Origin of the sequence: Actinopolymorpha cephalotaxi, from assembly GCF_013408535.1 — a bacterium.
Lineage (GTDB): Bacteria > Actinomycetota > Actinomycetes > Propionibacteriales > Actinopolymorphaceae > Actinopolymorpha > Actinopolymorpha cephalotaxi.
Map to the genome: position 1 here is coordinate 21,395 of NZ_JACBZA010000001.1, position 17,341 is coordinate 38,735.

The following is a 17,341-nucleotide window of genomic DNA, read 5'->3' on the forward strand; positions in this document are numbered from 1 at the left end:
TCCGAGGCTAAAGTCTTGACATCGAGAGGAATCGCAGGTGTCACATCCCGCCGGCCGAGGCGAGCCCGGCACCAGCAGCGACGCCCATACCGAACCCGAGGACCCCTCCGACGACTCCTCCGCGGGGTCCTCCGACGAACCGCTCGACTCCCGGCAGCCGTCACCGCCTGCCCAGGAGACGCTCGGGGCCGAGGACCTGCGGGACGAGAGCGGCACCCACGACGGCCGGGTCACCGGCCCGGGCCGGCGCCGTTCCCGGTGGGACCTGCGGCGGATCGTCGTCGACACCCGGCCGCTGTCCATCCCGGCGTACCGCAGGCTGTGGACGTCCACCATCGTCACCTCGGTCGGCAGCCAGCTCACCGCGGTCGCGGTGCCCAAGCAGATCTACGACATCACCGGCTCCTCGGCCTACGTCGGGCTGGCCGGCCTGGTGGCGCTGGTCCCGCTGGTCGTGTTCGCCCTGTGGGGCGGCGCGATCGCGGACGCGGTGGACCGGCGCAAGCTGCTGCTGGTCACCAACACCGGCATCGCCGTCACCTCGCTGCTGTTCTGGGCGCAGGCGTTCGCGGGGGCCCACTCGGTGTGGGTGCTGTTCGGGCTGCTCGGCCTGCAGCAGGCGTGCGCCGGGGTCAACCAGCCGGCCCGCAGCGCCTCCATCCCGCGCCTCGTCCCCGCCCGGCTGCTGCCCGCGGCGAACGCGCTCGGCTCGACGGTGTTCCAGATCGGCTCGATCATCGGGCCGCTGCTGGCCGGCGTACTGATCCCGATCCTCGGCCTGTCCACGCTGTACCTCATCGACTCGGTCGCGCTCACGGTGACGATCTGGGCGGTGTGGCGGCTGCCGGCGCTGCCGCCGATGGCCGGTGCGCCGCGGCGGGCCGGACTGCGGCACGTGATCGAGGGGTTCGGCTACCTCGCCACCCGCAAGGTGCTGCTGGTCTCGTTTCTGGCCGACGTGATCGCGATGGTGTTCGGCATGCCCCGGGCGCTGTTCCCGCAGATGGCGCAGCAGACGTTCGGAGACCCGGCCGGCGGCGGCTTCGCCCTCGGCATCCTGTTCGCCGCCATCCCGGTCGGCGCGGTGCTCGGCGGGCTGTTCTCCGGCGCGTTCTCCCGGATCCGCCGGCACGGTGTCGCGGTGATCGCGGCGGTGTGCGCGTGGGGGCTGGCGATCGTCGGCTTCGGCCTGTCACCGTGGCTGTGGCTGGCGGCGTTCTTCCTCGCCCTGGCCGGCATGGCCGACCTGGTGAGCATGGTGTTCCGCGGCACGATCATGCAGTCGGCGGCCACCGACGAGATGCGCGGCCGGATGCAGGGCGTGTTCACCGTCGTGGTCGCGGGCGGTCCGCGGCTGGCCGACCTGCTGCACGGTACGGCCGGCGCGGCGGTCGGCACCTCGCTGGCGGTGAGCGGCGGCGGGGTCCTGGTGGTGGTCGCGATGCTCGCCGCGGTGGTGGCGTTCCCGATCTTCTGGCGATACCGCGCCGCCCAGGACAGCTGAACCCGAACGGACCGACTCCGAACGACGGACTCCGCACGACGAAGGGAACCCACGATGGCCAGGCGTCTCCTGCTCACCGGCGCGGCGGGAAACGTCGCCGCGATGCTGACGCCCGGCCTCGCCGCCCTGGACGGCTGGGACCTGGTGCGCACCGACCGGGCCGAGGGCAGGGGGACTCCGGTGGACGTGGTGGGTGACCTCGCCGATCCGGCGTTCCTCGCCCGGGTCACCGACGGCGTGGACGCGGTGGTCCACCTGGCCGGCAACGCCGATCCGAACGCGACGTGGGAGGAGCTGCGGGTCCCCAACGTGGACGTGGTGGCCGCGCTCCTCGCCACCGGCGTACCCCGGATCGTGCTGGCCGGCTCCGCCCACGTGATGGGTCAGTACGCCCGGCCGGATGCTCCGCTGATCGACCCGTCCTGGCCGGTCGCGCCCTGCTGTGCGTACGGCGCGACGAAGGCGTTCGGTGAGGCCCTCGGCCGCGCCCACGCCTACCGCACCGGCGCGTCCGTCGTCGTCCTGCGGCTCGGCGCGACCGTCGACCGGCCGCCGGTGTCGAGTGCCCTGGACGCCTGGCTGGGTGCGGAGGACCTGCGCCGGCTGGTCGCCCGCGCGCTGGAGGCGGACGTGTCGTACGCCGTCTGCCCCGGGATCTCGGCCAACACCCGCAGCCGCTGGCTCAACCACAACGCGATCGGCTACCACCCGGCGCAGGACTCCGAGGTGTACGCGGGCGACGTACCCGAGGACGACAGCTGGGGGCCGTGCGTGGGCAGGCACGGCCCGGACGACACGACTCTGCCCGGTGCCCTGGCCACCGGCAGGGGATAGTCTTCATCCTCTGACTCATCCCTCTGAACGGACAGAACCGCAGGTCAGCGCCCTGTAGGCGGCGCCAACCGCGGCAATCCCCCAGAACGGAGGCCGTCGTGGCCGCCACCCACCAGGTGATCCTCGACACCGACATCGGCTCCGACGTCGACGACGCGCTCGCGCTGGCGATGATCTTCGGCGCACCCGAGATCGAGCTCCTCGGCGTCACCACGGTGTACGGCGACGTCCGGCTGCGCGCCCTGGTCACCCGGCGGCTGGCCCGGCTCGCCGGCCGCGACGGCCTGGCCGTGGTCGCCGGCGCCGAGCGCCCGCTGACCGGTGCGGACGCCTGGTGGGCGGGTTTCGAGGGCCGGCTGTACGACGACCTCGGCGCGGAGGCCTACCTCGAGGACGTCAGCGCGGTGGAGTTCCTGACCGGGACGGTGGCCGAGCGGCCCGGCGAGGTCGACGTGGTGGCCATCGGCCCGCTGACCAACATCGCCGAGGCGATCCGCGCGGACGCGGGCTTCGCCCGCAACGTACACCGGCTGTACGTCATGGGCGGGAGGTTCGACCGGCCCGAGCCCGAGCACAACTTCCGCAGCGACGCGGTGGCCGCCGCCGAGGTGTTCGCCTCCGGCATCCCGGTGACCGTGGTCGGGCTGGAGATCACCACCCAGGCCCGGATCGGCCCGGACCACCTCGGCGAGATCGCCGCCGCGGGGGCGCTCGGCCGGCAGCTGGAGGCGGAGGTCCGGCAGTGGTGGAACTTCACCGGCGAGGAGTCCAACGTCCCGCACGACCCGCTCGCGGTGCTGGCGATGCTGCGGGCGGACCTGCTCGGCTCCCGACCCGTCGGCGTCTCGGTGGATCCGGACGGTGAGCGGGCCGGAGTGAGCACGACCACCGACGACCCGCGGAGCGCGACCCGGGTGGTCACCTCGGTCGTTCTCCCGGACGCCGTCGACCACCTCGTCAAGCTGATCGCCACCGCCGGGCACTGCGGCCCGTCCTGACCGTTTCGTAGGTCCGATCTCGGGGGCTCAGCCGGCCCGGGTGAACGTCGCGGACGCGCCGGCCGGCAGGCGGTACCGATAGGTCGTGCCGGCCCAGTCGACGTCGAACGTCGCCGCCTGGTCGCCGGCGTTGTAGTAGACCTCGAGCGCGGTGCCGTCCGGTGTCGTCGCCGTACGCCGCAACAGATCGGGGTTCGCCGCCGGCGGCTGCTGGCCGCCGCTTCCCGCACCGGTGCCGGTGGGCGCGAGCACGTCCAGCTCGTGGATCGACCACCAGCTGCCCGAGCTCCCGGTGTTGACGATCCGGACGTACCTCCCGGTCACCGGCGGGAACAGCACCCGCAGCGAGGTAGCGCCGCCGCCGCGGGCGACCGGCTCGCCCCAGGTCTTCCCGTCCTCGGAGACGTAGACCTCGTAGCCCCGGGCGAAGTCGCCGGGGCTCGCGGAGGTGTCCAGCCGGAGTTCGCCGAACGTCCTCGACGCGCCGAGGTCGACCTGGAACCAGTCGCCCGGTGTCATCCCGTGCCCGGTGCTCCACCTGGTGGCCGGATCACCGTCGATCGCCCTGGCCGGCGGGTCGTCCGGACTGCTCGCGCTCGCGGTCGCCGTCCAGCCGGTGTGCGGCAGGGGAGCGGACTCCACCGGAGCCTGCAGGGACGCACCGGTGGGCAGGGAGTAGCCGACCCAGGAGCCGTCCACCCTTACCTGGTTGAGCCGGCTGAGCAGGTCGGCGTCCCAGGAGACTGTCAACGGCGCCTTGCCCGGCTGGGTGAAGTGCACGTCGGTGGTGCCGAGCGCGGCGTCACCGGCCGGAGCGACCTGGTCGCCGCGCCAGGTGTAGGTGGCCGCCGAACCCGCGGGCAACGTGGCCTTGAACCAGTGGTTCCCGAACCGCACCCGGAAGCTCGCCGCGGCCTTGCCGGGGTTGAACGTGACCAGCGCCTTGGTGCCGTCGGGGTTGACGTACGCGACGTTCTGGACCGCGCCGTCGGTACCCGCGGCCGGTGCGCTGGAGGCGATCCGGCGGGCACCCGGCCGGACGAACTTGCTGGCGTGCCCGAGGGCGTAGTAGTCGACGGTCTTCGACCAGTTGTAACGTCCGTCGGCGCCCTTGGCGACCGTCAGCACCCCGCGACAGGTGAGGCATCCGCCGTTGGTGGGCCCGTTGTCGGCGTCCAGCGCCATGTTCCACCGCACGACCGCCTTCGCCCATTCGCGGGGAGCGTTGACCACCAGGTTCATCGCACCGGCGAAGCCCGCGGCGTCGTCGCCCTCCCACGTCCCACCGGAGCACTCGGTGTGGAATGCCGGCTTGCCCGGATAGTTGTTGTGGGACAGGGACTGCGTGCGCACGTCACCGCCGTAGCAGTGCCAGGCCGTTCCCGCGACGTGGCGCGAGGTGGCCGGGTCGGCGTACAGGCTCTCGGGATAACTCGGCACGTCCCAGTTGTGGTCGTAGCCGAGGACCTTCGTCGGCAGGCCGGTCCTGCCCAGCGTGGGACCGAGGTGGTCGCGGATGAAGGTGGCCGCCTTGTCCGGGCCGAGGTCCAGGCCGGGATAGCCCCCGGGCACGTAGAGAGGTTCGTTGTTCGGGGTGACGTAGGTGATCGGCACACCCGCGTCCGCGTACGCCTGGACGAACTTCGCGAAGTAGTCCGCGAACGGCTGGTAGGCCTCCGGCCTCAGCGTGCCGCCGACCATCGAGTCGCTGGTCTTCATCCAACCCGGCGGGCTCCACGGCGAGGCCATCAGCGTGAGCTTCGGGTTGAGCCGCAACGCGTCGCGCAGGACCGGGAGGACGTACGCCCGGTCGTGGTCGACGGAGAAGTGCGCGAGCGTGGGATCGGTCTGCCCGGCAGGCATGTCGTCGTAGGAGTAGTTGCCGTGCACGGCGAAGTCGCTGGCGCCCATCGGCTGCCGGACGAAGCTCAGCCCGATGCCGGCCCGTGAGTCGAACAACGCCCGCATCGCCGCCGCCCGCCGGCCGCGGTCGAGTTTCGTGCCCACCAGCCAGGCGGAGGAGTCGGTGAACGACGCGCCGAAACCCTCCATGGACTGGTACTTCCGGGACTCGTCCACGGTGATGGTCGTACCGGCGGGAGGTGTGCCGCGCGTCCAGTGCAGGTCCGGTTGCCGTGTCAAGTACACCTTGCGCCCGGGATCGGTGAGCCAACTGCCCACCGCGGAGGGCGGCGTACTCGGGGCGCGGGCGGCGTCGACCCCGGTGCTGCCGCCGGTGTCGTCGGCCGTCACCGCGGCGCGAGCCGGGCTCAACGACGTGGTCAGCAGCAACGCACCGAGGACGGGTGCGACCGCACCCAGTCGTCGCGCCAGTCGTCCAGGTCGTACGGACATCGGCCCACCTTCCTTCCCGGCGGAAGCTAGGCGGTCTCACCGCGTGCGGTCAATGCCCGTCGTACGGCACGGCCAGATCGGTCAGGCCCGCCGGTGCTCGCTCGGGGTCCGACCGGCGATCGTGCTGAACGTTCAGGACGGTCCGCGCAGATCGGAAGGTTTCGCCGATATCGGCGGCGACCGATGAGCGCGGGGTCTCGTCGGGTCAGCCGCCCGTACGAGGTTCGACGGTGACGGTCGCCTCCGCAATGGTGTCGTTGACGGTGAGCCGCACGGTGACCTTGCCCGGCCGGTACGCGGTGAGCGTGCCGGTCCGCGGGTCGAGCACCGCGATGTGCTGCGGCTGCCGGCCTGCGGGGTCGCCGATCCAGACGTTGTCCGAGCCGGTCCAGCGCGAACTCATCGGGTACGCCACCGGCATCGTCCTGCCGTGCTGTGTCAACTCAGCCTTGACAGCAGCGGACGAACCCGCGGCCAGGCGTTCGGGCGCGGTCACGGTGAGCGTGTCGACGTGCGGGCGCACCTGGGTGCTCACCCAGTCCGGTGCGTCCCGAACCGGGTCGCGGCGGGCGGCCGCGGCCTCGTCCGGCGTCACCGGATCCACGCCCCACAACGACCAGCCGGTGAATCCACCATCCTCGGGCCGGGTGGAGGGCGTCTTGGCGGAGTTGCCGTTGACGAAGTACGGCACACCGTCCACCCGGTCGGCGTGGAAGGTGCCCACGTGCCCGCCGATGAAGACCGTTCCCTTGCCGGTGGTGCGCTGGAAGTCCGACAGCCACCGCTCGATGGTGGCGGCCTCCTTGCGGTCGGCGAGCTCGCTGGCCCGGCTCGGCGTCGGGTCGCGCGGCGGGACGTGCTGCACCATGACCACCGACCCGACCGACGGGTCGTCGGCGGCCGCGTCGAGCTGGCGGCGCAACGTGCGCAGCTGGGTCCAGTCGCTGCCGCGGATCGACAGCCGGGAGGTGTCGAAGGTGAGGAACCGCGTGCCGTCGTGGTCGAAGACCCGGCTGGTGGCGCCGAACTCCGCCCGGAAGTTCGCGATGTCGCCGCCCATCACCTCGTGGTTGCCGGGCACGTAGTAGTAGGGCACCGTGCCGCCGAGCTCCTCGTCCAGCACCTGCTTGGCGAACGCCAGGTCGGCCGGCGACCCCTCGTCCACCAGGTCGCCGTCGATGACCAGGAAGTCCGGCCGGGCGGCCCTGATCTCCCGCAGCGTGCGCCGGGCGTACTTCACCAGGTCGCTGTCGGGATCACGGGCGACGAACTGCGCGTCCGACATCACCGCGAACCGCCAGGGCTGCCCGCCGACGTCGGCGTTCTGGGCGATCAGCGGGTCCTTGCGGACCGGCGTCGCGGGTACGTCGACCGACGGCGGCACCAGCGCGGTGAGCTGGTCGATCACGATGCTGCCCTGGTACTGCTGGTCCGGGCGGGTCTCGGCGGAGTAGTACCGGCGAAGCCGCAGTGGATACTGCGTACCCGCGGGCACCGGGAACTCCAGCTGCTGCCAGCCGGACCCGGTGAGGTAGCCGCCGCGCATCGCGGGCAGCAGCGTCCCGGCGCCGTCGTACACCTGCAGGCTCGCCCACTCACCCTTGCCGGTCGAGTTGACCCACAACCGCAGCGCCCGCGGCCGGCCGGGGATCTCCACCGTGCCGGTGGGAACGGCGCCGCCGGTGCGGGTCGCGGTGGAGGTGGAGAAGTCGTAGTCCAGCCGAAGCCCCTTGCCCACCTTGCCCTCGGCGGAGGACACCGACCCGGTGGCGCGTTCGCCGAAGAAGCTCCACGCAGAGGCGTCCTCGAAGTCGGCGACGACCTTCTCCTCCAGGCCGACGGTGACCGGGAGGACCGTGCTCACCTTCGCACCGGCGACGTTCGCCGTCACCGTGACCAGTGCGGAACCCGTTGCCTGCTTGGCGGTCACGACGTACTGACCGCTGTCGTCGGCGGTGATGTCGAGCAGGTCGTGGTCGTAGTCGAGGGTGAGGTCGGCGGGTTCGACCGGCGCCGCGTAGCCCTCCCGGTCGTAGCCGAGGACGCCGAGCTTCGCGCGGTCGCCTGCTCCGGGCAACGCCACCTGGTCGACGGTGGCGCCGAGCCGGGTGAGCGGCCGGAGCACCTGCAGGGTGGTGGATCCGGTGACGTCCCGGTCGTACGCGGTGACGGTGGCGGTGCCGGTGTCGCGGGCGTGGAAGACGCCGTCCCGGTCGACGGTGCCCGCGTCGGACCCACTGCTGGTACGCCAGCGCGGAGTGCTCGCCGCCGGGCCGTACGTCTCGTCGTACCCCGTGGCGGTGAGCCGGCGGGTCAGGCCGGGAAACACCCGGTCGGGACGGGCCGGCGCGACCGCGGACGAGCCGGCCGCCCGCTTCGGGTCGAGCGCGGGCTCCACCCACAGCCCGCGCAGGTGGCCCGACCCCTTGGGGGCGAACAGGCCCAGGCCGTTGGGGTCGTGGCGTTCGCTGCCGTCGGAGGGGTGGTTCTCCACCCGCACAGTCTGCTCGCCGGGCTTGCGGGCCACGAGCGTGGTCGACCCGCCGCCGTCGAGATTCACCGCGTTGTAGGCGCCGAGCTCGACCATCATGGCGGCGAGCTCGTCCAGGCCGAGCCCGTCGGAGAACGCCGGCTGGCGCCCGTCCGCGGCGAGCAGGAACATCTTCGTACCGTCACGGGAGAAGCCGACCGCGGTCCGCGGCGCGGGCGGAACGTTGTTGCCCGCACTGGCCCTCTGCGCGACGCCGTTGACAACCAGGAGTTGACGGCCGTTCAGCGCGGTCCGGATCGCCTTGTCGTCCGCGGTTCTGGCGCGGTAGTCGATGCTCACCGGCGCGCCGACGGTGAGCGCGGCCAGCGTGTCCGCGCCGGCGTCGCGGCCCACCAGCACGAAGCCGCCGGCGGGAATCTCACCCGAGCCCGCGGTGTCGCGGACCGCGGTGACCCGGCCGTCCACCACCTCCACCTCGGCCACCTTCGTCGCGCCGGTGGTGGCCCGGCAGCGGCAGTAGCTTCCCCACAGCGGGGTGAACGCCTCGATGCCGTCGGCGGGCAGCCCGGGCTTGTTCACCCCGGCCAGCGGGGCCGTCCGCTCACCCGGCAGCGTGATGGTTCCGGTGAAGAACACCGAACCGATGCTGCCCAGCCCTTCCGGGGTGAGGATCGCCGCGGACTTCTGCCAGGTGGGTGCGTTGTCCGGTGACTGGAGCAGGGTGCCGTCCTTGATGCCGACACCCAGCGGGGCGTTCGAGTTGTTGATGTCGAAGAAGTCGCCGTTCACCGCGGCGACCGCGCCGGCGTCGCGTGCCTGCTCCGAGATCGGCGCACCGGCGGCGACCCGGCCGGGGAAGAGGTAGCCGACCGAGGTTCCCTTGGTGAGGTCGACGGTCAGGGAGTCCGACTGCAGCCAGTTCGCCGTGCCGGAGTAGGCGTCCGGCCCGTACCGGTCGAACGACCGCAGCGTCACCCCGGGCGCGACCGGCCGGGAGGTGCTGGCCGTCTCCAGCCGGGGAGCGACCTCGGCCGCCCGCGGTGCCTGCGCGGCGCGCCGGTCGGCGGCACTGCCCGGGTGGTCGGCCGCGTCGGAGGTGGCCGAGTGCAGGTCGTACCGCGGATCCGGCCGTGACCCCTGGGCCGCCGCGACCGGCGGCGATCCGGTGGCGGTCCCTCCGGCCGCCAGCCCGACCAGGACCGTGCAGCCGGCCAGGAGCGAGGCGAACGTACGCAGCCGCGCACGGGTCTTGGCCGAAGTCACAGAAGTCACGGGTTTCCTCCCCAGGGATGCCGGACGGCACCTCGCAGTGAACTCGACCTGGAGGCGGTTTTCCAGACTTCGACCTGAAGCGGAAGAAAACTCCGCTCGACTACTGGGGGAGGGGCGGGGTCAGCGCGGCGTCAGAACCTGAACGGGTCGGCCGTTGATGTACGCCGCGATCGCCTCGACCGCGGCGGCGTACCACTCCTCGTACGTCCGCCGGGTCACGAACCCGATGTGCGGCGTCAGGATCGTGCGCGGCGCCTTCAGCAGCGAGTGGCCGGCCGGCAGCGGCTCCTGGTCGTAGACGTCCAGGCCGGCACCGGCGAGCCGGCCCTCCTCCAGTGCGTCGACCAGCGCCTGCTCGTCCACGATCGGCCCGCGGGAGGTGTTGACCAGGAAGGCCGTCGGCCGCATCAGCGCGAGCTCGTCCGCGCCGACCAGGCCGTGGGTGCGGTCGCTGAGCTTCAGGTGCACGCTGACCACGTCGGACCGGGCGAACAGCTCGTCCTTGTCCACGCGTTCGGCACCCGCCTCGCTCGCGGCCGAGGGTGTGAGGTTGGCGCTCCACGCCAGCACCCGCATGCCGAACGCGCGGGCCACCGGCACCATCGCCCGGCCCAGCCGGCCCAGGCCGAGCAGGCCGAGAGTGGAGTCCGCCAGGTCGGTGCCCACGGTGCGCTGCCAGCCGCCGGCGCGCACGGCCGCGTCCTCCTCCGGCACGTGGCGGACCAGCCCCAGGATCAGCGCCCAGGCGAGTTCGGTGGTCGCGCCGCCGCTGCCGGGGGTGCCGCTCACCACGACGCCGTTCTCGTGCGCGGCCTCCAGGTCGATCGCCGCGTTGCGCATGCCGGTGGTGACCAGAAGCCGCAACCGGGGCAGGCGTTCCAGCACCGAACGCGTGAACGCCGTGCGCTCGCGCATCGCCACGATGACCTCGTAGTGGGCCAGGCGTTCGACGACGGTGTCCTCGTCGGGCAGGTGGTCGTGGAAGAACGCCACGCTGGTGCGGTCGGGCAGGCTTCGCCAGTCCGCCATCCGCTCCGCGACCTGCTGGTAGTCGTCCAGAACCGCCACCAGTGTCATCGGCGTACGCTCCTTCGTCGGCTGCGGCGGGCCCTCGGTGTGACCACCGCGTCGCTGGGCGTACGTACCCTAGACGGCCGAACCCGCGCGGACCTAACCGGCGTAGGGGAGTGCGGGCAGCCCGCGCACCCCGGGGCGTACGGAGAAGATCGAGCCGGCGGCCGGCTGCTCGTCGTCGGACAGCCCCTGCCGGGAGGTGGTGACGAACAGCTCGTCGAGGTCCGCCCCGCCGAACGTGCACGCCGTGACCTGCTTCGCGCCGGGCACCTCCACCACGCCGTCCAGCGTCCCGTCCGGGGCGAACCGGCGTACCGCCGAGCCGCCCCACATGGCCACCCACAGGAAGCCCTCGGCGTCCACCGTCATCCCGTCCGGGCCGCCCCACTCACCCGGGATCTCCACCACCGGGCGGCGGCTGTCCACGACCAGGCCGGTCTCCGGCTGGTAGTCGAACGCGTCCACCCGCCCGGTCGGGGTGTCGATGTAGTAGGCCAGCGTGTGGTCGGGAGACCAGGCCAGACCGTTGGAGATGGTGACGTCGGTGAGGACGACCGAGACGTTCCGGTCAGGGTCGAGCCGGAAGACCGTGCCCGCGCCCTTCGTGGACGCGTAGGCCATCGAGCCGCAGTAGAACCGCCCCTGCGGGTCACAGCCGCCCTCGTTCATGCGTACGCCATGGTCGTCCCACAGCTCCGGCAGCCGGTCGACCGAACCGTCGGCGCCGACCAGCGCGAAGCCGCGTTCGATCGCCACCACCATCCCGCCGGAGGTGCGCGGCCGGAACGCCGCCGCCACCTCGCCGACGTGCAGCCGCTGGACGCCGCCACCGGCCAGGTCGGCGGTGAGGATGTCGCCGGCCATCATGTCCACGAACCGCAACCCGCCCCAGCTCGCGTCCCAGACCGGACCTTCTCCGTGGTGGGCGTGTGGCCCGGTGACCTGCTCGGCCCGCATGTGTCCTCCCTGGGTGACGGCTCCTCCCGACCCTAGTGCGCCGGGCGATGTCAGGAACAGACAGGTGAACGTGCGTCCCGGGCATGGCGTCGCCGCGGCCGCCGCGACGATGCTGGGACCGAAGCTCCTCGCGGCGGAAGGGAAACACCATGACCACGGTCACTGAGCAGGTGCCGGCCCGGCCCGGTCCGGTGCTGCACGAGTCGGTTTCGGACGCGCTGATCACGCAGATCCGCGAGGACGGGTTCGGAGTGCTGAAGAACGCGCTGTCGCCCGCGGAGGTCGCCGAGATCAACGCCGAGGCGGCCCGGCTGTGCCGGGGTGAGCTCGGTGACATCGAGCGGGTCACCCGGGCCGGCGCCGAGGAGTCCGACGAGGAGGTGATGCGGCGCTACCTGTGCATCCACTTCCCGAACAAGCTGTCGGAGGTGATCGCCCGCACCTACCACCACCCGAAGATCGTGGACGTCCTCACCAAGGTGATCGGCCCGAACGTCAAGGCCATGCAGTCGATGCTGTTCATGAAGGCGGAGGGCAAGCCCGGGCAGGCCTGGCACCAGGACGAGTTCTTCATCCCCACCCGGGACCGCTCGCTCACCGCGGCCTGGATCGCGCTGGACGACGCCACCATCGAGAACGGCTGCCTGTGGGTGCTGCCCGGTTCGCACAAGCGGGGGGTGATCTACCCCGACCGCGAGCAGGACGACGAGCGCTTCGACTGCACCGTCGAGCTGTACGACTTCCCGTACAAGGACGAGGACGCGGTGCCGGTGGAGATCCCGGCGGGCGCGGCCGTCATCTTCAATGGCTACCTGCTGCACCGGTCGCTGCCGAACACGGGCAGGCACGGCTTCCGCCGGGCGCTGACCAACCACTTCATGAGCGCGGAGTCGCTGCTCCCGTGGGGCCGCGTCCCCGACCGCTACCACGTGGCGAAGTACGACTACCGCGACATCGAACTCGTCGCCGGTGAGGATCCCTACGCCTACAAGGGAATCGAGGACATCGCCCGGCCGAGCGTACGCCAGGACAAGGAGGGCGGCTGCGGTCGCTGACCTCGCGAGGCGCGGGCGCCGCGCACGTGCGGCCACCCCGGTGTAGCCACCGACGGACCGGCTTCGGCAAACTGTGCCAGGACTCGATACGAATCGGTAACAAATCTACCTTCGCGATCGGGTGATGGTGCAGGGTTCAGTAGGTCAGGGCGCTCGACGGTGACCGCAGGGTCGCCGATGCGAGAGCGGGGACTCACAACGAGGAGACGTCCACGATGCGGATGGCGCGCGTTCTTGCGGTCGGGGCAGCGACCATGCTGGCGGTGTCCGCCTGTGCTTCCGGCAACAGCGGCGACGGGGCCGAGGCGGCCAAGAAGTCGGTGCTCCACAGCGCCCTCGGGCAGAGCGTCGACACGCTCCTGCCGGCCGACTCCAACGTGGGCGACAACATCGGCGTCGACGACGTCCTCTTCTCCGGGCTGGTGCGCTACGACATCGACACCGGCAAGCCCTACAACTACATGGCGCAGAGCATCACCTCGACCGACAACAAGACCTGGACGATCAAGATCAAGAAGGGCTGGACGTTCCAGAACGGCGAGCCGGTCGACGCCGCCGCCTACGCCCGGGCCTGGAACGCCGCGGCCTACGGGCCCAACGCCTTCGCCAACAACTACTTCTTCGACAAGGTAGCCGGCTACGACACGATGCAGGGCGAGGTCGAGGAGGACGACGACGGCAACGTCAAGGTCCTGAAGAAGCCGTCGGCCACCGAGCTGTCCGGCCTGAAGGTCGTCGACGCCCAGACCCTGCAGGTCACGCTCAACTCCCAGTTCGCCGCCTTCCCGACCATCCTGGGCTACACCGGCTTCTTCCCGATGGCGGAGAAGTGCGCCAAGGACCTCCGCGCCTGCGCGACCAAGCCGATCGGCAACGGCCCGTTCAAGGTCACGTCGTGGGACCGCGGCCAGAAGCTCGTCGCGGAACGCTGGAAGGGCTACAAGGGCGCCGAGAAGCCGTCGTACGACCGCATCGAGTGGCGGGAGTACGGCGAGAACGAGGTGTCCTGGCCCGACTTCCAGTCCGGCGACGTCGACCTGTCCGCCCCGCCCCCCGAGCAGTGGGCGTCGGCGATGAACGACCCCGAGCTGAAGAAGCGGATGGTGAAGCGGCCGACCACGGCGCTGACCTTCCTCGCCTTCCCGCTCTACGCCGGCAAGCCCTGGACCGACCCGAACTTCCGCAAGGCCGTCTCCCTCGCGATCGACGTCGACACGATCATCAAGCAGGTCGCGCCGGGCCGCTACACCCGGGCGACCGGCTGGGTTCCGACCACCGTGTTCGGTGGCCGCAAGAACGTCTGCGACTCCTGCCGGTACGACCCGGCCGAGGCCAAGAAGCTGCTCGCCCAGGCCGGCGGCTGGCCCAAGGGCAAGGTGATGAAGATCGCGCTCGGCTCCGACACGACGCAGGAGGCGATCTTCAAGGCCATCGGCGACCAGCTCAAGCTGAACCTCGGCATCAACTACTCGCTGGTGCCGAGCGAGGAGTTCTTCAGCCTGCGGTCCGCGCGGAAGTTCCAGGGCCCGTTCCGGAACAACTGGTACGCCGACTACAACCTGAACGAGAACTACCTGCGGCCGGTCTACGCCAGCGGTGACCCGAAGAAGGGCAACACGAACTTCGGCTACTACGACAAGAAGTTCGAGGCGAAGCTGGACGAGGCCGACCAGGCGGACAACACCGCCGACGCGGTCCGGCTCTACCAGCAGGCCGAGGACATTCTCGCCGCCGACTTCCCGACCGTGCCGCTCTACGTCAGCGACTCCGTGACGTTCTACGGCGACCATCTCGGCAACGTGAAGCTCAACCCCTTCAGCGGCGCGGTCGACCTTCGCATCCTGAAGATCGCCAAGTAATCCTCGATGGGCAGCTACATCGCTCGACGGGTGCTGCAGGGTGTCTTCACGCTGTTCCTCGTGTTCTTCCTGCTGCACCTGCTGACGACGCTCGCCATCCAGATCAACGGCAACCCCGCGCTGGCGTTCTTCGGTGACAAGATCCCCAGCAAGTCCCAGCTGGTGGAGGTGGAGAAGCGGTACCACCTCGACGACCCGTGCTTCGAGCAGTTCGGCAACCCCTGCGTCAGACCGTTCCTCGAGCGGCTGAACGGCTACGCACACGGGGACTTCGGGTCCAACCTGCGCGGCGACCAGCAGATCACCGCCATGGTCGCCACCGCCGCGCCGAACACCCTGCGGCTGTTCGCCGTCGTGACCGTCACCTGGCTGATCGGCGGCATGCTGCTCGGCTCCCTCGCGGCGCGCCACCGCGGCCGGGCGCCGGACTACTCCATCCGGTTCCTCAGCATCCTGATCGACGCGTTCCCCGTCTTCGTGATGCTGCTCGTCTACAAGTACATCCTGGCCGTGCCGATCGAGCGGTGGATGAGCCGGCAGACGGGCGAGGACAGCCTGGCCACGTTGATGTTCAAGCCGTCGTTCGACCCCGACCACCCGTGGGCGACCGTGATCGTCCCGGGCGTCCTGCTCGGGATCACCGGGTCGGCCGCCTTCATCCGCCTGGTCCGCGCCAGCCAGCTGGAGACCTACAACGCCGACCACGTACGCACCGCCCGGGCGAAGGGGCTCCGCGAGACCCGGGTCACCCTCTTCCACATCGTCCGCAACTCCTCGATCCCGGTGGTGACCGCGATCGGGTTCGTCTTCGCCGACGCGCTCGCCGGCGCGGTCATCACCGAGGGGCTGATGAACATCTACGGCATGGGCGGCCTGCTGTGGCGCTCGGTGCGCGAGAGCGAGGTCTCGGTGGTCGTCGGCACCGTCGCCCTGCTGGCAGTCGTCGTCCTCACCGTCAACGTGCTGGTCGACCTGGCCTACGCCGTCCTGGACCCGAGGATCCGCTATGACTGATCCGGCCACCGCCGCGAGCGTCACGCCCCGCACCCGAGCCGGTGAGGTCTCGCGGTCGCCGTGGTCGGACGCCTTCCAGACCCTCGTACGCCGGCCGCCGGTCATCCTCGCCACGCTGGTGGTGGCGTTCTTCGTGCTGGTGGGGGTGTTCCCGACCCTGTTCACCCGGACCGACCCGCAGCGCTGCGACATCGCCCAGTCGAAGATCCGGCCGCAGTGGTTCGACGGGCCGCACCCGTTCGGCACCGACCTGCACGGCTGCGACCTGCTGGCCCAGCTCGTGCACGGCGCCCGGCCCTCGCTGCTCCTCGCGGTGATCGTGGTGGTCACGTCGGTCGTCGTCGGCGTGGTGCTCGGCGCCCTGGCCGGCTACTACCTCGGCGCCGTCGACGCGATCATCTCCCGGGCGCTGGAGGTCTTCCTCGTCGTACCGCTGCTGCTCGCCGCGCTGCTGGTGCTGTCCATCTTCCGCAACGTGCACTTCGGCGACGGGCAGTTCGCCGTGCTCGCCCCGCCCGCGATCGTGCTGACGATGTTCGCCTGGATGGGCTACACCCGCTACACCCGGGCGAGTGTGCTGGAGGCGAAGAACCTCGACTACGTGATGGCCGCTCGCGTGCTCGGGGCGTCGGACTTCCGGATCATCTTCCGGCACATCCTGCCCAACGCCATCGCGCCGGTGACCGCGCTGATCCCGACCGCGGTCGCGGGGATCATCGCCGCCGAGGCGACGCTGGCGTTCCTGGGCATCGGGGTGCGGCCGCCCGCGATCAGCTGGGGGATCATGATCTCCAGCAACGCCGACTGGTTCACCGGCGGCTATCCGTACCTCCTGCTGTTCCCGTTGGGGTGCCTGATCGCGACCATCCTGTCCCTTGTCGTACTCGGTGACTCCCTGCGCGACGCCCTCGACCCGAAGCTGAGGTGACGTACGCCCATGGCTGACCCGGCTGCACCCCTGCTCGAGGTCGACGACCTCGCGGTCGAGTTCCACACCCGCGACGGCGTCGTCCGGGCGGTCAACGGCCTGTCCTGGAAGGTGAACCCGGGCCGCACGCTCGCCATCGTCGGGGAGTCCGGCAGCGGCAAGAGCGTCAGCGTCCAGGCGGTGATGGGCCTGCTGCAGACGCCGCCGGCGCGGATCGTCAGCGGCGCGATCCGGCTGCGCGGCCAGGACCTGCTGGCGATGGACCGCCGGCGGCAACGCGCCGTCTGCGGCGAGCGGGTCGCGATGGTGTTCCAGGACGCGCTGGCCGCCCTCAACCCCGTCTACTCCGTGGGCTTCCAGCTGGCCGAGGCGCTCGTCGTCCGCAGGAAGCTGAGCCGGGGCGACGCCCGCCGGCGGGCGATCGAGCTGCTGGACCTGGTGAAGGTGCCGAACGCCCGGCAGCGGGTGAAGGAGTACCCCCACCAGTTCTCCGGCGGCATGCGGCAGCGGGTGATGATCGCGATGGCGCTGGCGCTGGAGCCGGAGGTGCTGATCGCCGACGAGCCGACCACCGCGCTGGACGTGACGGTGCAGGCCCAGATCATGCGGCTGCTCGCCGAGATCCAGGCCGAACGCCAGATGGCGCTGATCCTCATCACCCACGACCTCGGCGTGGTCGCCGACGTCGCCGACGACATCACCGTCATGTACGCCGGACGCGCGGTCGAACAGGCCGGGGTGTACGACGTCTTCGGTACACCCTCGCACCCCTACACCAAGGCGCTGCTGCGCTCGATCCCGCGCGTCGACCTGTTGGGGCAGCAACTGGAGGTCATCGCCGGCCGCCCGCCCGTGCTGACCGACGTACCGTCCGGTTGCGCGTTCCACCCGCGGTGCCAGTACGCGCAGGAGATCTGCCACACCGAGCGACCTGCTCTGCTCGAGGTGAGCGGCACCCAGCGGTCGGCCTGCCACTTCGCACGCGAGGTGGTCGCCGGCA

11 protein-coding genes and 1 pseudogene are annotated in these 17,341 nt (G+C 71.1%); 8 read left to right on the top strand and 4 right to left on the bottom strand.

Annotated elements, in window-relative coordinates:
• Window positions 1–37: 37 nt before the first annotated feature.
• The 3 genes from FHR37_RS00105 (at window position 38) to FHR37_RS00115 (ending at window position 3,336) form a co-directional block, all read left to right on the top strand.
• Window positions 38–1,504: an MFS transporter gene (locus tag FHR37_RS00105; RefSeq protein ID WP_202817862.1), complete on the top strand. Its 1,467-nt coding sequence runs from the start codon at window positions 38–40 to the stop codon at window positions 1,502–1,504.
• A 54-nt stretch (window positions 1,505–1,558) separates the two neighbouring features.
• Window positions 1,559–2,338: an NAD-dependent epimerase/dehydratase family protein gene (locus FHR37_RS00110; protein ID WP_092880079.1), complete on the top strand. Its 780-nt coding sequence runs from the start codon at window positions 1,559–1,561 to the stop codon at window positions 2,336–2,338.
• 98 nt (window positions 2,339–2,436) lie between these two features.
• A complete protein-coding gene (locus tag FHR37_RS00115; RefSeq protein WP_175542300.1) occupies window positions 2,437–3,336 on the top strand; it encodes a nucleoside hydrolase in 900 nt (299 codons plus the stop codon).
• A 27-nt stretch (window positions 3,337–3,363) separates the two neighbouring features.
• Here the strand turns inward: FHR37_RS00115 and FHR37_RS00120 are convergent, their stop codons facing one another.
• The 4 genes from FHR37_RS00120 to FHR37_RS00135 all read right to left on the bottom strand — a co-directional run bounded on the left by FHR37_RS00120 (window position 3,364) and on the right by FHR37_RS00135 (window position 11,485).
• Entirely contained in the window at window positions 3,364–5,691 is a 2,328-nt protein-coding gene (locus FHR37_RS00120) for a discoidin domain-containing protein (protein WP_092880085.1), read from the bottom strand.
• 205 nt (window positions 5,692–5,896) lie between these two features.
• Window positions 5,897–9,454, bottom strand: a complete 3,558-nt coding sequence (locus tag FHR37_RS00125) for a phosphodiester glycosidase family protein (protein WP_237768526.1) — start codon at window positions 9,452–9,454, stop codon at window positions 5,897–5,899.
• A gap of 120 nt (window positions 9,455–9,574) precedes the next feature.
• A complete protein-coding gene (locus FHR37_RS00130; RefSeq protein ID WP_092880090.1) occupies window positions 9,575–10,531 on the bottom strand; it encodes a D-2-hydroxyacid dehydrogenase family protein in 957 nt (318 codons plus the stop codon).
• 93 nt (window positions 10,532–10,624) lie between these two features.
• Window positions 10,625–11,485 carry an SMP-30/gluconolactonase/LRE family protein gene (locus FHR37_RS00135; protein WP_092880093.1) on the bottom strand — a complete coding sequence of 287 codons (861 nt, stop codon included), beginning with the start codon at window positions 11,483–11,485 and terminating at the stop codon, window positions 10,625–10,627.
• Between the two features lie 149 nt (window positions 11,486–11,634).
• Here FHR37_RS00135 and FHR37_RS00140 point away from each other — a divergent pair, with 149 nt between their 5' ends.
• The 5 genes and pseudogenes from FHR37_RS00140 to FHR37_RS00160 form a co-directional block, all read left to right on the top strand.
• A complete protein-coding gene (locus FHR37_RS00140; RefSeq protein ID WP_092880096.1) occupies window positions 11,635–12,540 on the top strand; it encodes a phytanoyl-CoA dioxygenase family protein in 906 nt (301 codons plus the stop codon).
• A 215-nt stretch (window positions 12,541–12,755) separates the two neighbouring features.
• Window positions 12,756–14,399, top strand: a complete 1,644-nt coding sequence (locus FHR37_RS00145) for a peptide ABC transporter substrate-binding protein (protein ID WP_092880099.1) — start codon at window positions 12,756–12,758, stop codon at window positions 14,397–14,399.
• A gap of 6 nt (window positions 14,400–14,405) precedes the next feature.
• The gene (locus FHR37_RS00150; RefSeq protein WP_092880102.1) at window positions 14,406–15,413 is read left to right on the top strand and encodes an ABC transporter permease; all 1,008 of its coding nucleotides are present in this window, start codon (window positions 14,406–14,408) and stop codon (window positions 15,411–15,413) included.
• Window positions 15,406–16,341 carry an ABC transporter permease gene (locus tag FHR37_RS00155; protein WP_092880105.1) on the top strand — a complete coding sequence of 312 codons (936 nt, stop codon included), beginning with the start codon at window positions 15,406–15,408 and terminating at the stop codon, window positions 16,339–16,341. Before FHR37_RS00150 ends, FHR37_RS00155 begins: the two co-directional genes overlap by 8 nt.
• Window positions 16,342–16,350: 9 nt before the next feature.
• Window positions 16,351–17,334 (top strand): annotated as a pseudogene (locus FHR37_RS00160) (ABC transporter ATP-binding protein); the annotation flags it as partial.
• Window positions 17,335–17,341 lie beyond the last annotated feature (7 nt).